Source organism: Listeria costaricensis, assembly GCF_900183385.1.
Classification (GTDB): domain Bacteria; phylum Bacillota; class Bacilli; order Lactobacillales; family Listeriaceae; genus Listeria; species Listeria costaricensis.
Genome location: NZ_FXUT01000017.1, coordinates 41,652 through 53,756, shown reverse-complemented (window position 1 = coordinate 53,756; position 12,105 = coordinate 41,652). Strand labels below are relative to the sequence as shown.

At 42.3% G+C, this 12,105-nt stretch carries 17 protein-coding genes, 1 pseudogene and 1 other annotated feature; of the genes and pseudogenes, 4 read left to right on the top strand and 14 right to left on the bottom strand.

Annotated elements, in window-relative coordinates; all coding sequences use genetic code 11:
- Positions 1-321 precede the first annotated feature (321 nt).
- Positions 322-933 (bottom strand): HD domain-containing protein, encoded by a 612-nt coding sequence (locus tag CS921_RS12450; protein ID WP_099224377.1) that lies wholly within the window; start codon positions 931-933, stop codon positions 322-324.
- 81 nt (positions 934-1,014) lie between these two features.
- Between CS921_RS12450 and CS921_RS12445 the strand changes: the two are divergent.
- A pseudogene (locus CS921_RS12445) lies at positions 1,015-1,800 on the top strand (ABC transporter ATP-binding protein).
- Positions 1,801-1,833: 33 nt separating this feature from the next.
- On the top strand, positions 1,834-2,193 hold the full coding sequence (locus tag CS921_RS12440) for a hypothetical protein (protein ID WP_099224375.1): 360 nt from the start codon (positions 1,834-1,836) through the stop codon (positions 2,191-2,193).
- A gap of 48 nt (positions 2,194-2,241) precedes the next feature.
- On the opposite strand, the gene pepT is transcribed toward CS921_RS12440, so the two are convergent.
- Together pepT and CS921_RS12430 are read right to left on the bottom strand one after the other, a co-directional pair.
- Positions 2,242-3,474: a peptidase T gene (gene pepT, locus CS921_RS12435; RefSeq protein ID WP_099224373.1), complete on the bottom strand. Its 1,233-nt coding sequence runs from the start codon at positions 3,472-3,474 to the stop codon at positions 2,242-2,244.
- A 65-nt stretch (positions 3,475-3,539) separates the two neighbouring features.
- On the bottom strand, positions 3,540-4,049 hold the full coding sequence (locus tag CS921_RS12430) for a DUF1697 domain-containing protein (protein ID WP_099224371.1): 510 nt from the start codon (positions 4,047-4,049) through the stop codon (positions 3,540-3,542).
- 86 nt (positions 4,050-4,135) lie between these two features.
- Here CS921_RS12430 and CS921_RS12425 point away from each other — a divergent pair, with 86 nt between their 5' ends.
- On the top strand, positions 4,136-4,891 hold the full coding sequence (locus tag CS921_RS12425; protein ID WP_099224369.1) for an exodeoxyribonuclease III: 756 nt from the start codon (positions 4,136-4,138) through the stop codon (positions 4,889-4,891).
- 104 nt (positions 4,892-4,995) lie between these two features.
- On the opposite strand, the gene rplT is transcribed toward CS921_RS12425, so the two are convergent.
- The 4 genes from rplT to rplS form a co-directional block, all read right to left on the bottom strand.
- Entirely contained in the window at positions 4,996-5,355 is a 360-nt protein-coding gene (rplT, locus tag CS921_RS12420; RefSeq protein ID WP_099224367.1) for a 50S ribosomal protein L20, read from the bottom strand.
- A gap of 40 nt (positions 5,356-5,395) precedes the next feature.
- Complete coding sequence (gene rpmI, locus CS921_RS12415) at positions 5,396-5,596, bottom strand: 50S ribosomal protein L35 (RefSeq protein WP_099224365.1); 201 nt, start codon at positions 5,594-5,596, stop codon at positions 5,396-5,398.
- Between the two features lie 21 nt (positions 5,597-5,617).
- Positions 5,618-6,133 carry a translation initiation factor IF-3 gene (gene infC, locus CS921_RS12410; RefSeq protein ID WP_099224362.1) on the bottom strand — a complete coding sequence of 172 codons (516 nt, stop codon included), beginning with the start codon at positions 6,131-6,133 and terminating at the stop codon, positions 5,618-5,620.
- A gap of 57 nt (positions 6,134-6,190) precedes the next feature.
- Positions 6,191-6,324, bottom strand: a sequence feature (ribosomal protein L20 leader region).
- A 109-nt stretch (positions 6,325-6,433) separates the two neighbouring features.
- Positions 6,434-6,778 (bottom strand): 50S ribosomal protein L19, encoded by a 345-nt coding sequence (rplS, locus tag CS921_RS12405; protein WP_099224359.1) that lies wholly within the window; start codon positions 6,776-6,778, stop codon positions 6,434-6,436.
- A gap of 196 nt (positions 6,779-6,974) precedes the next feature.
- On the opposite strand from rplS, the gene CS921_RS12400 reads away from it, so the two are divergent.
- On the top strand, positions 6,975-7,688 hold the full coding sequence (locus CS921_RS12400) for an MBL fold metallo-hydrolase (RefSeq protein ID WP_099224355.1): 714 nt from the start codon (positions 6,975-6,977) through the stop codon (positions 7,686-7,688).
- 30 nt (positions 7,689-7,718) lie between these two features.
- Here CS921_RS12400 and CS921_RS12395 read toward each other — a convergent pair whose 3' ends face one another.
- The 7 genes from CS921_RS12395 to CS921_RS12365 form a co-directional block, all read right to left on the bottom strand.
- Positions 7,719-8,099, bottom strand: a complete 381-nt coding sequence (locus tag CS921_RS12395) for a hypothetical protein (RefSeq protein WP_099224350.1) — start codon at positions 8,097-8,099, stop codon at positions 7,719-7,721.
- A gap of 3 nt (positions 8,100-8,102) precedes the next feature.
- Entirely contained in the window at positions 8,103-8,927 is an 825-nt protein-coding gene (locus CS921_RS12390) for a hypothetical protein (protein WP_099224345.1), read from the bottom strand.
- Positions 8,908-9,660, bottom strand: a complete 753-nt coding sequence (gene trmD, locus CS921_RS12385; protein WP_099224343.1) for a tRNA (guanosine(37)-N1)-methyltransferase TrmD — start codon at positions 9,658-9,660, stop codon at positions 8,908-8,910. The genes CS921_RS12390 and trmD overlap by 20 nt, the downstream gene beginning before the upstream one ends.
- Complete coding sequence (rimM, locus tag CS921_RS12380) at positions 9,660-10,178, bottom strand: ribosome maturation factor RimM (RefSeq protein WP_099224341.1); 519 nt, start codon at positions 10,176-10,178, stop codon at positions 9,660-9,662. Before rimM ends, trmD begins: the two co-directional genes overlap by 1 nt.
- 9 nt (positions 10,179-10,187) lie before the next feature.
- Entirely contained in the window at positions 10,188-10,574 is a 387-nt protein-coding gene (locus CS921_RS12375) for a YlqD family protein (protein ID WP_099224339.1), read from the bottom strand.
- 85 nt (positions 10,575-10,659) lie between these two features.
- Entirely contained in the window at positions 10,660-11,220 is a 561-nt protein-coding gene (locus CS921_RS12370) for a YdcF family protein (protein ID WP_099224337.1), read from the bottom strand.
- Positions 11,221-11,348: 128 nt separating this feature from the next.
- On the bottom strand, positions 11,349-12,080 hold the full coding sequence (locus CS921_RS12365) for a gamma-glutamyl-gamma-aminobutyrate hydrolase family protein (RefSeq protein ID WP_099224335.1): 732 nt from the start codon (positions 12,078-12,080) through the stop codon (positions 11,349-11,351).
- Positions 12,081-12,105: the final 25 nt, after the last annotated feature.

Below are 12,105 nucleotides of genomic sequence, written 5' to 3'. Positions count from 1 at the left end.
TATTCAACACCGTGAATAAGCTCCTGTGCGTCATAATTGACTTTGCTAGCTTAAAAACTAGTTATTGATTTGGAAATGATTCTTCATTTCCTGCCTTATGAATTAATGGTGAAACATAATGTCTCATCGCTTTTTCATCTTCGTTTTGTTCAGTTTTCAAAGGTCATAGTCGCTTACTGCAACTCATTTATAATACCATTATTAAGAGTTACAGTCAAGCGTTTTTTAAACTTTTTTTCAAAAGTTTAAAATTACTTAACACGCTCTTTATGAGAGCTTTTATATTATATAACTTTATTTGAAAAGATGCAAGGAAAATAATCAACTTCCCTCTTCTAATTCTTTTCCTAATTGCGAAATAAATCTTTGCATAAATTGATGCCGTGATTCTGCCAATTTTTTGCCGGTTACTGTATTCATTTTATCCTTTAATCGAAATAGCTTATCATCAAAATGTTGAATGACTGAATCTGTCTCTTGACGATCGAACAAAGCCTTTCCTTTCGAAGAGCCATATATAAAAGTTCGAACGACACCAACTGCCCCTATTGCATCAAGACGGTCGGCATCTTGGACAATTTGTTCTTCCAAAGTGATGGCCTTTATTGGGTTGTTACCATTTCGGTAGGATACAGCTTCTGTTAGCCGCAGGATTTCTTCTACTTTTTCAATTGCTAAACCTTCTTTTTTTAGCCACTCTCTCATTTTTGTTTTTGCGGTTTGTTGATTTTGTGTTAACTTAGCATCTGCATAATCATGTAGCCAAGCCCCTAATTGAATCGTAAATAAGTCGCCGCCTTCTTCTTTACTGATTTTTTTACTTAGTGCCACTACACGTTTTAAATGATCAAACGCATGGCCAGTCTGGTCACTTTTAAAATGCTCTTCCATCCAACACGCTGCTTTTTGAAGTACTTGTTCCTCTGATAACATATTTTTTCTCTCCTTTATATTTCTTTTTTTCTGATAATTATGTAAAATGAAAGAAACTTCATATGAAAGTAGGTCGAATCCGTGTTTGAATTTTCACAGGTTTCTTATGAACGTAAAAATGCAACGATCTTATCAAATATCAACTGGAAAGTAAACACCGGGGAACATTGGGCATTGTTAGGACTCAATGGCTCCGGAAAAACCACTCTCCTTCAACTTTTAAATGGATATATTTGGCCTTCAAAAGGACGGATTTCCGTTCTAGGTGAGACTTTCGGACAGACAGCTTTACCAGAATTACCTAAATCAATCGGCTGGGTCAGTAAAGCGCTGGAACAGCAATTAAAAAATAGTGATACGAGTGAAAAAATTGTTCTCAGCGGAAAATATGCCAGTATCGGTCTCTACATTTCGCCTACATCTGACGAATGGAATCTGGCTAAACAAGTACTGACAGAGGCTGGTGGTAAGAATCTTATTGGTAAGTCTTATCAAATCTTGTCTCAAGGAGAAAGGCAAATCGTCTTAATTGCACGAGCATTGATGGCAAAACCCCGCATTTTGATTTTGGATGAACCTTGTAATGGACTTGATCTATTTGCTCGAGAATCATTATTGTATAAAATTGAACAGCTTGCCCAAAAAGAAGAGGCCCCTTCCATCATTTTTGTCGCACACCACTCAGAAGAGATATCCCCCAGCTTCAAAAAAACCCTGCTCCTCCGAAACGGACGAATTTTTGCCTAGGGAGCAACCAAAAGTCTGTTAACTGAGCAGACTTTAGCCGATTTTTATGAAAAACCTGTAAAAATTGTGCATCTTTCGAGTGACCGAATCGCTCTTTATCCTGCTGAAAATATGATATAGTAGGTTTATCTTATTTGTCGGAGGCTTGAATATATGATTACTTATCAAAGTTCGATTGCCAAGGCGATTGATCACTCTCTGCTGGATGCACAGACAATTTTGCTATTTGGTTCTTTTGTTTATCCGCTCGATGGTCAGCCAACTGATATACGCGGGCTGTGGATTGCTACACGGGATGAATTGATTTTATTTAGCGAAAGTACAGAGTTGCTGCTTGAAAAAAGGTTTTCTTATAGGCAGATTCGTGCTATTTCACAAAAGGCTAATTTACTGGCCATGACGAAGCAAGTAAAATTAACACTTGAAGACGGAGCGGTGTTTCAATTAATCGTTGAAAATGGACAAGCTAAAGAATTTGTTGCGGAAATAAATGCGCGACTTTCTGACGTTTAGATACAAAAAAGAGGCGGAGCGATTCCGCCTCTTTTAATTTTGACTGGTTCAGGCGCGTGCTTCAAATCCTTTTACAACTTCAATAAGTACTTTTGTCGCCATTTCCATACTTTCTACTGCTACATATTCAAATTTACCATGCATATTTTCTCCACCGGCAAAAATGTTTGGTGTTGGCAATCCCATAAAGGATAATTGGGAACCATCTGTACCGCCACGAATTGGTTTAATGTCTGGTTCAATATCAAGGGATTTCATTGCTTCATAGGCGATATCGACAATTTCTTTTACTGGCTCAATTTTTTCACGCATATTATAATACTGATCATTTAGTTCTAAGCGAATGCGTTCTTCACCAAATTGTGCTTGTAAGTCCTTCGTGATTTCTTCTACTTTTTTCTTTCTTGTTTCAAAGGCATCACGGTCAAAGTCACGAATGATATAGTAGGATTTTGCTGCTTCTACGTCGCCTTCTAAGGATAACAGATGATAGAAACCTTCGTAACCCTCTGTAAATTCAGGTGCTTCTTCTTTAGGCAGCTTATCATTGAAGGCCATTGCCATTTTGATTGCACTGACCATTTTTCCTTTAGCTGTTCCTGGATGAACATTGTTTCCTTTGAAATATAATTTGGCAGCTGCCGCATTAAAGCTTTCATATTCAAGCTCGCCTACTGGTCCGCCGTCCATTGTATATGCATAATCAGCGCCAAAAGCTTTGACATCAAATTTTGCTGGGCCGCGGCCGATTTCTTCATCTGGTGTAAATGCAACACGGATTTTGCCATGTTTGATTTCAGGATGCTGAATCAGGTAGTTCATGGCTACCATGATTTCTGTGATACCAGATTTATCATCTGCGCCTAGAAGTGTCGTTCCGTCCGTTGTAATCAACGTTTGACCTTTATACCCGCTAAGTTCTGGGAATTGTTCAGGTGACAAGACGATATCCAATTCTTTGTTTAAAATAATCTCTTTGCCGTCATAGTTCTCATGGATTTGTGGTTTTACATTTTTACCAGTCAAGTCTGTCGCTGTATCTAAATGAGCTAGAAAACCAATTACCGGTACAGTCTTTTCAGTATTCGCTGGTAAAGTAGCCATTACATAACCGTTTTCATCTACAGTCACGTCGTCCATGCCGATTTCTTTTAATTCATTGACTAACAGCTTTCCTAGTTCTAGCTGACCTTCAGTTGTTGGGCAGGTCGTGCTGTCTTCGTTTGATTGCGTTTCTACTTGAACGTATGTAGTGAAGCGCTTGATTAGTTCTTCTCTCATCTTGTAACACTCCTTTTAATCTTTCTCTCCCTTATTATAGTCCCCTTTTTTCAAAAAAACCATTGTTAATCCTGCCACTTATCAAGAAGTTTTTGAATGGTCGTGATGTTTCTTGCTGTGTATGGCTGTTGTAGCTTTGTTTTTAAAAGCGGCTGAAGATTGACTTGATGGGTAGCTTTTGTATGGTACTTAACGAAAACCACTTCATCCATCAGCGTCAGAACAGCCTGATTACTTTCAGTGGTTTCGGTAGCGAGATGCTCATTCGTAAGTAGCAGCATAACGGTTTCCTTTTCTGCATTATAATCTTTGTAGGGATTCTTTGAGACAAGCTCGGCAAAATGGTCGAATGGATATATGATTAAATCTAGATTTAATCGAAACGCTTCAAATAAGATTGGTTTTAAACGACTGAGGGCATCGGGTGTTGAAGCCGTCAGACAAAGATTGCCTGTCTGCAAATACGTCTCTACTTGCTGATAACCGTTATTTGTGAGCACCGTTTTAAGTTCTGCCATTGATAGCTTGTTTCTGCCGCCAACATTGATTGCACGTAAGAAAATAATGTATTTCATTTCGTCACCTCGATCGAGTTAGTATTAGGTGGTGCTTTCTTTAAGGTATAATAATATCATTCTATCAAATTGAAAGGGTGAAGAGAATGAAACTTATTTCTTGGAATGTGAACGGACTTCGAGCTGCTGTTAAAAAGGGCTTTATTGATTATTTTGATGCAGCTGATGCAGATATTTTTTGCTTGCAGGAGACAAAACTGCAGGAAGGACAAATTGACTTGCCGACAGATGGTTATTATGCTTACTGGAATTATGCGGTCAAAAAAGGCTATTCTGGAACAGCAGTCTTTACAAAAAAAGAGCCGCTCCATGTTCAATATGGGCTGGACATGCCTGAACATGATCAAGAAGGACGGGTCATTACACTAGAATTCGATGATTTCTATCTGGTTACGGTGTATACGCCAAACTCACAAAGCGAATTAAAACGACTTCCTTACCGGATGACGTGGGAAGAGGCTTTTCTTGTACATTTAAAAGCGCTGGATCAACAGAAGCCTGTCATTGTTTGTGGCGACTTGAATGTAGCGCATCAGGAGATTGATTTGAAAAACCCGCGCACCAATCGTAAAAATGCTGGCTTTACAGACGAGGAACGTGGGAAATTCACTGAGTGGCTTGCAGCTGGTTTTACAGATAGTTTTCGTTATTTTTATCCGACTCTTGAAGAGGCCTATTCCTGGTGGTCATATCGTGGCAATGCTCGGGCGCGAAATACAGGATGGCGGATCGACTATTTTGTTGTCTCAAATCGGTTGGAGCCTAAGCTTGAAGCGGCTAAAATCCATGCTGATGTGCTGGGATCGGATCATTGTCCAGTTGAGCTCACGATTAACCTTTAATTTATTATTCGCCTTTTATTTAGAAAATCCTTCCTATCAGGCGAAAATTTTCCCATAAAAAAAACCGCTTTTCCTGATTACCAGAAAAGGCGGTTTTTGCAGTTTTATTTAGCTAGTTCTTTTTTTGCTACATCTGCAAGTGTTGTGAAAGCAGCTGCATCATTGACAGCTAGATCTGCAAGCATTTTACGGTTAATGTCAATTCCTGCAAGTTTCAAGCCGTGCATCAATTTGCTGTAAGAAAGATCGTTCAAACGAGCTGCTGCGTTGATACGTGCAATCCAAAGTTTACGGAAATCACGTTTTTTCTGACGACGATCTCTGTAAGCATATTGGTAAGATTTCATTACCGCTTGGTTTGCTACTTTAAATAATGTATGTTTAGAGCCATAATATCCTTTGGCTAATTTGATGACCTTTTTCCGACGTTTGCGAGTTACTGTTCCGCCTTTTACGCGTGGCATAATGTCAACCTCCTAGAATTTTTCCATTTAGTATTTTTGATTATTTCATTTTAGCGACCATTTGGCGGATACGTTTGAAATCGCCGGCCGATACCATTGCAGATTTACGCAATTTACGTTTTTGTTTCTGTGATTTGTTTGCAAACATATGGCTTGTGTAGCCGTGTCTACGTTTTAATTTACCAGATCCTGTTCTTTTGAAACGTTTAGCGGAACCGCGGTGGGTTTTCATTTTTGGCATGAATGTTTCCTCCTCAAAACTTTACTTTTCTTGAAGTGGTGCAAGGACTAGGAACATAGAACGTCCGTCCATTTTTGGTCTTTGTTCAATCGTGCTTAAGTCTTTGCACTCAGAAGCAAAGCGGTCGAGCACCTTCTGACCGATATCTTTATGGGTAATAGCACGTCCTTTAAAGCGAATCGAACATTTGACTTTATCGCCTTTTTCAAGAAACTTGCGTGCATTACGTAGCTTCGTGTTAAAATCGTGTTCGTCAATCGTTGGACTGAGTCGAACTTCTTTCATCACGATGACTTTTTGGTTTTTGCGGGCTTCTTTTTCTTTTTTCTGTTGTTCGAAGCGGTATTTACCGTAGTCCATGATACGGGCTACTGGCGGTTTTGCATTCGGAGCAACAAGCACTAGATCAAGATTAGCCTTTTCAGCAATACCTAAGGCGTCAAATTTACTTTTCACACCTAATTGTTCACCGTGTTGATCGATCAATCTTACTTCACGTGCACGAATCCCATCGTTTACCAACATGTCTTTGCTAATGGTGAGCCACCTCCATCAATTTTTGGCTAACAAGAGAAAAGCAACTCTTTTACCGGTTAAGGCAAAAAAATACGGGCTGCACATGGCAACCCGCACATTCAAAATCACATCTTCATGCGATACATTTCGAATTTTTGGCCTGAAAACAATTCGTTAACGAGGCGAGAAGCGGGCTGCTCCTTCTTTCTTGTTTAATAACCTTTATTACTATAGCATAAGTTTTTTCGGGTGTCAAATTGAAATTCTGTGATTCACATAGAAAAAGGATACCCGAGACCGAGTACCCTTTGTCCAGTAGAATTAACGAATTTCTTTGATACGAGCTGCTTTACCGCGAAGATTACGCAGGTAGTAAAGTTTCGCACGACGAACTTTACCGCGACGAATCACTTCAAGTTTAGCAATACGTGGAGTATGTACTGGGAAAGTACGTTCCACACCTACACCGTAAGAAATTTTACGAACAGTGAAAGTTTCGCTGATTCCTGCTCCGCGACGTTTGATAACAACGCCTTCGAAAAGCTGGATACGTTCACGTGTACCTTCGACTACTTTCGCATGTACGCGCACTGTATCACCTGGGCGGAAGCTTGGGATATCAGATTTTAATTGATCTTTTGTGATTTCTTCAATTAATTTATTCATCTTGTTCTCTCCTTCCAACAAACACTCATGCGCGAGTCTTGCTGCGCAGCGGAATATCGTTATCAGGCTGGATTTGTCCAGCCACTAATATAGATTACCACAATGCCGTTTTGGTGTAAAGTTTTTTTCTTGATTCTTTTTAAAGGGATATTTTGAAGGGAATCGGGTATCATATAGGCGTAAAGGAGGCGACTTCATGAAAATCGTTCGGCAGCAAAAACTTTGGCAGCTGACTACTTTTCCGCTCTTTTTCCCTATCAATGCCTATCTAATCCCGGAAGATGATCGTTTGACTCTGATCGATACGGGGATTGGGCGCTCGGGTAAAGGGATCGTGGAGGAAATCAAAAAAACGGGTGCGAATTTGACACATATCATTTTGACGCATGGTCATAGTGATCACGTTGGCGGTTTGAAAGAGATTCTTCTGGCGTTTCCAGATGCAGAGGTGGCCATTTCCAAACGGGAAGTCAAACTTTTTAAGCAGAAAGACTTGTTCGCTTTTGAAGCACAGCAGCCTGTTAGGGGCAGCTTTCCTAAAATGGGGCTACCAGTCAGACCTGACCGCTTGTTAAAAGACGGCGACATGATTGGTTCATTGATTGTGATTGAAACGCCGGGTCATACGCCGGGATCGATCTCGCTGTATGATGAACGCAACGGACATCTGTTTGTCGGGGATCTGCTCCAGACTCGAGGCGGGCTGACGATTTGTGGGGTACCGAATTGGCGTTTTCCGTTTCCAAAGATGGGCTCATGGGATCTCGAAACATCGATTGCTTCTGTCCAAAAGATCCTTTCCTATCAGCCTACACTGCTTGCTACTGGACATGGACGGCTGCTCGACAATCCGGAAACGGCTTTGCTGGATGCGCTCGATCAGGCCCGCAGCATGCAAAAAAATCGATGAAAACCTTTTAACTGGTTTTCATCGATTTTTTTAGAAGCGTGTAATTTTAATATTGACGGCCGTTCCGTATGCCAGCTGGTACACACGATTTTCAATAAATTGTTCGGTGAAATGGCAGTGGATCAGGCCGTTTCCCCCGGCGTCGAGTGCTTTTTTCTGCAATTCTTGAAGCAGATTTTCAAAGCCATTTGTGGAAAGTATGGTTTCATCTTCGCTTTCAATTTTAGGTCGGACACTTTTGGCGAAAACAACAGTCAAGACATCATGATTGACATTGATGGGCCCAGTTGAAACCTGCACATCCTGCCATTTTTGACCGATCCGCTTCTGATTATTCTTTTCTGCTAAATATTCCTCGCGGTCACGATCGCGCACTTCCTTCTCTTCATTATTGGAACCAAAAATAGCCATTTTTCACACATCCTTTTCATCTGTGGACTGGACGAATACGGGTTCAAAATAAAGCTCGCCGATTCGGTTAGCCCCTTCATATAGATACCCTTTTCTTGCTTCTGTAAGCGGCGTATAATCCAGACGGTCGCGATAAAGGCAGGTCAATTCGACTTGGAATTCCGCCTCAAAGACGGGCGTTTCTTCGCTGAAAAGCTGGATGCCATAAAGCGTTTCATCTTCAAATAATTTTAGATGTGGCCGGTAGCTGCCTGTTGTCAGATCAGGTAACGACTTTCTGCCGCCTGTTTGTTCGGGATAAAGGATGCAGGTCGCCGGAATTATTCCCGGGTTAATGCTTTCAAGAAAAAGCTTTGCTGCTACCTCTTCCTGCTTGTTTTTCGGCTGGTTTTGAAGAGCCGTTGGTATCAAATACCGCATCTCCTGAAATGTGTAGTAATAATAGCTGCCAAATTCGGCCTCACTGATTTCATCGTCTTCCCAAAACTGCTCCTGCTCTGCGGCCGTACTGTTTTCTGGTAAGAGCCGAGTTTCTGCAAGGAGTTTTTCAGGCGCGGACAGATAGGCAATGTCCCACATGCGGGTATGGCAGTAAATGATTTCAGCAAAAACGGAGAACAACTGGTAAATTTGTTCCCGATTTTGCCAGTTGTCAAACTGCCGAACGAGCGCCTGCACGGTCCACGGGGTCGCCTGCCAGAAAGTTTCCTGATGCTCAATCAGTTCGGCAATTCTTTTGAGGCTGTCAGCATTCGCCTGTTTTAACAAGTCGGGGATTTCTTCGGCTGTTCCGTAACTTGAAATGAGTCTATTCCAGGGGATCATCATGGGCGCCCTCCTTCTGCCAGTCGCTAATGAGGGCACGGTCTTTCTCGGTAAGCGGATAGCTTTCCAAAAGGTCTGGCCGTCGCTGGAAAGTCCGTTTGAGCGATTCCTCGTGGCGCCATTCGGCAATTTTGGCATGATTTCCGCTTAGGAGAACGTCTGGAACTTTCATGCCGCGAAACTCGCTGGGACGCGTATAATGCGGATGCTCCAAAAGTCCGGTGGAAAATGAGTCGGTGACAGCGGATTCCTGATTGCCGAGTGCACCGGGCAAAAGGCGGATCACACTGTCCATCATCGCCATGGCACCAATTTCACCGCCTGTCAAAATGTAGTCCCCGATTGAGACTTCATCGGTCACAAGCGACGTGCGGATTCGTTCGTCATAGCCTTCGTAATGCCCACAGATGAAAATCAGCTGCTCTTCTTCGGCAAATTCTTCTGCCAGCGCCTGATTGAAAGGCCGTCCCGCCGGATCCATCAGAATGACACGCGGCTGTTTTTCGGCTTGCTTCACCGCCTCGACAGCATCAAAAAGCGGCTGTGCTTTAAGTAGCATCCCTGCCCCGCCGCCATAAGGATAGTCGTCGACAACTTGATGTTTGCCCTCTGCATAGGCTCGGAAATCGGTTACCTGAACCTGGACTAGCTCTTTTTCAATGGCTTTTTTTATGATGGATGAACCGGTTACCCCGCTGAACATGTCAGGAAACAGGGTCAAAATGTCGATTTGCATCAGTCCAGTAATCCCTCCACCAGTTCGATCACAACGCGGCTTTCCGCCGGATCGACTTCTTTGACAACGTCTTCTATGTATGGCAGATAGATTTCTTTGCCTTTTTCAGGTTTGACCACCCAGACATCATTGGCACCTGGGGAAAGAATTTCAGTGATTTTACCGATAAGCGTGCCATCTGTCGTGTAGACCGCGCAACCAATAATTTCATGATAGTAAAAGGCATTTTCTTCCAGCTCGCCCAGTTCGGATTCTTTGACTTTGAGCAGGCCTTCTTTCATATTTTCGACTTGGTTGATATTGGTAAAGCCTTCAAATGTCAGCAAATCAAAATTTTTATGTTTGCGGTGACTTTTGATGATTAGTTCTTCGGGGGTTGTCGCCTCTTTCCGAAACAGATAGAGTTTACTTCCTTTTTGATAGCGCTCTTCTGCAAAATCCGTTCGGGAAATAACGCGCACTTCTCCCATCAAGCCATGTGTATTCACTATTTTTCCAACATTAAACATTTTTTCCATAAGTCACCTCTAGCGTATCTCGATTATCGTACCGTCTCTTACAACGATCGTTTTTTGAAAAAGGGATTCATCCCATGCATCACCAACATTTATTTCGATTAATGTCTCGATGTCTCGTTCCTTGATTTCACTGCCAAGCGGAAGTGTCTCCAGCTGTTCGATTTGAAAGTCGACCAGTTTGATTTTTTCATGGCGCAGGTCGATTTCACGATCAAAATAGGCACCGACCTGCTCAGATTGAAATTTATTTTTTCGTTCGACTTTCTTTTTTTCAAAGTGGAGCTGGTCACTCTCTTGTTCTAGCAGCCGTTTTTGTTTGGCGTAGTAGATCAGCAGTTCTTCTTTGCTGCGCTCCGTTAACACTTGTTTGACAGTTGCTTTTTGAATGATCTTCATGCTTTCACCCGCTTCCTTTGAAACACTTTTTCGCATTACTTTTATTGTAGCAGTAATTGCAAAGCTTTCCAAAGGTTATCTGCCGTTAGCGGTCAAAAACCCATGCGTAACTGATTGAAAGCACCTCGCGAAGATAGCCTTTAAATGAGTAGGACTTGGCAGGAACTCCGGTCGCCTGGATGCCTTCTTGTTCAGCGAGAAAAAGGGCGCGATAAAGATGATAATTGCTTGTGACGATGACGGTATTCCCGAGTGTATATTTTTCTTTCGAGAAACGCAGGTTTTCTTCGGTCCGGGTCGACTTAGACTCTGTTTTGATTTTGTTTTCCGGGACGCCTTTTTTTACCAAGTATTGTTTCATCACATCAGCCTCTGCTGCATATTCATTTTCCCCTTGCCCGCCGCTTGTAATGATGATCGTATCGGGGTGGCTCTGGTGATAACGATAGGCAGCATCCAGTCGAGCTTTTAGCGTTTTGCTTGGTTTTGGCGCGTGTTTATCTACTTTTGCGCCAAGCACTAGGATGGTATCGGGCTCGGTTGTTGCTGGTTGCTTGGCTCCGTAAACCATAAAGCCAGCTACGATGAGTACATAGATGCAAAAAATCGTCACAAGGGCAATACCAATTATCAGCACTTTCTTCATCTCTTTTCTTTCCCTCCATGAAATCAGTCTTTTTTTCATTATAGAGGGATTATTTTAAGCTTTTTCAAGGAGATTTTTAAGAAAAGCTTTGTTTTTAAAAGACAGTGTGTATAAAACACGCTGTCGGGTTATTCTTTATGTTTTTTCGCTTCTTCTACTAGCAAGGCAAACAAAGCTTCACTTTCTTTATCTTGACTGTACATCAGTTCAGGATGCCATTGTACGCCTAAAATCCACGGCTCCATATTCGGTGTTTCAACGGCCTCAATCATGCCGTCCTTACTTCTGGCTGTGACTTGAAGCGGATCTGCCAGCTCTCGTAAAAATTGATGATGCAGGCTGTTGACTAATTTTTTCGTTCCGGAAATAGTGGCAAGCTGGCTATCCGGCTGAATATCAATCGTATGGGAGCCTAGCTGTTCATCTACACGCTGCAAATGCTGGACTAGCGGTGTCTCAACCTCTGATATATCTTGATAAAGGGTGCCTCCAAGTGCGACGTTGAGGATCTGCATGCCTCGGCAAATTGCGAAAATCGGCTTGTTATGGGCAATCGCTGCCCGAATCAGGCTGACTTCAAATTCTTCTCTCGGCGGGGAATACACACCGATTGCCGGACTGGGCTCCTGTGCATAAAAATGTGGCGAGATGTCCTGACCGCCAGTCAGAAGAAGCCCGTCGACAAGACTTAAGAACTGCTCTGCACTTGCTGGATTATCAATCGGGATGACAAGCGGCAAGCCGCCTACTTGTTGAATCGCGTCTATATAGCGCTGCTGCGTATAGGTGACACGATGTCCGTAAAATACGTCGACTCCTTTTACAAGTCGATTTCCTGAAATTCCAATCACTGGCTTCATTTGCAACTCCTCCATTCATTTTTTA

Coding starts and splice junctions, on each gene's coding strand:
- CS921_RS12400 (WP_099224355.1), top strand. CDS start 6,975: ATGAAAATCGTTCGGCAGCAAAAACTTTGGCAGCTGACTACTTTTCCG.
- CS921_RS12395 (WP_099224350.1), bottom strand. CDS start 8,099: ATGGCTATTTTTGGTTCCAATAATGAAGAGAAGGAAGTGCGCGATCGT.
- CS921_RS12375 (WP_099224339.1), bottom strand. CDS start 10,574: ATGAAGATCATTCAAAAAGCAACTGTCAAACAAGTGTTAACGGAGCGC.
- CS921_RS12450 (WP_099224377.1), bottom strand. CDS start 933: ATGTTATCAGAGGAACAAGTACTTCAAAAAGCAGCGTGTTGGATGGAA.
- CS921_RS12390 (WP_099224345.1), bottom strand. CDS start 8,927: ATGATGATCCCCTGGAATAGACTCATTTCAAGTTACGGAACAGCCGAA.
- pepT (WP_099224373.1), bottom strand. CDS start 3,474: ATGAGAGAAGAACTAATCAAGCGCTTCACTACATACGTTCAAGTAGAA.
- CS921_RS12370 (WP_099224337.1), bottom strand. CDS start 11,220: ATGAAGAAAGTGCTGATAATTGGTATTGCCCTTGTGACGATTTTTTGC.
- CS921_RS12365 (WP_099224335.1), bottom strand. CDS start 12,080: ATGAAGCCAGTGATTGGAATTTCAGGAAATCGACTTGTAAAAGGAGTC.
- rimM (WP_099224341.1), bottom strand. CDS start 10,178: ATGGAAAAAATGTTTAATGTTGGAAAAATAGTGAATACACATGGCTTG.
- trmD (WP_099224343.1), bottom strand. CDS start 9,660: ATGCAAATCGACATTTTGACCCTGTTTCCTGACATGTTCAGCGGGGTA.
- CS921_RS12425 (WP_099224369.1), top strand. CDS start 4,136: ATGAAACTTATTTCTTGGAATGTGAACGGACTTCGAGCTGCTGTTAAA.
- rpmI (WP_099224365.1), bottom strand. CDS start 5,596: ATGCCAAAAATGAAAACCCACCGCGGTTCCGCTAAACGTTTCAAAAGA.
- rplT (WP_099224367.1), bottom strand. CDS start 5,355: ATGCCACGCGTAAAAGGCGGAACAGTAACTCGCAAACGTCGGAAAAAG.
- CS921_RS12440 (WP_099224375.1), top strand. CDS start 1,834: ATGATTACTTATCAAAGTTCGATTGCCAAGGCGATTGATCACTCTCTG.
- rplS (WP_099224359.1), bottom strand. CDS start 6,778: ATGAATAAATTAATTGAAGAAATCACAAAAGATCAATTAAAATCTGAT.
- CS921_RS12430 (WP_099224371.1), bottom strand. CDS start 4,049: ATGAAATACATTATTTTCTTACGTGCAATCAATGTTGGCGGCAGAAAC.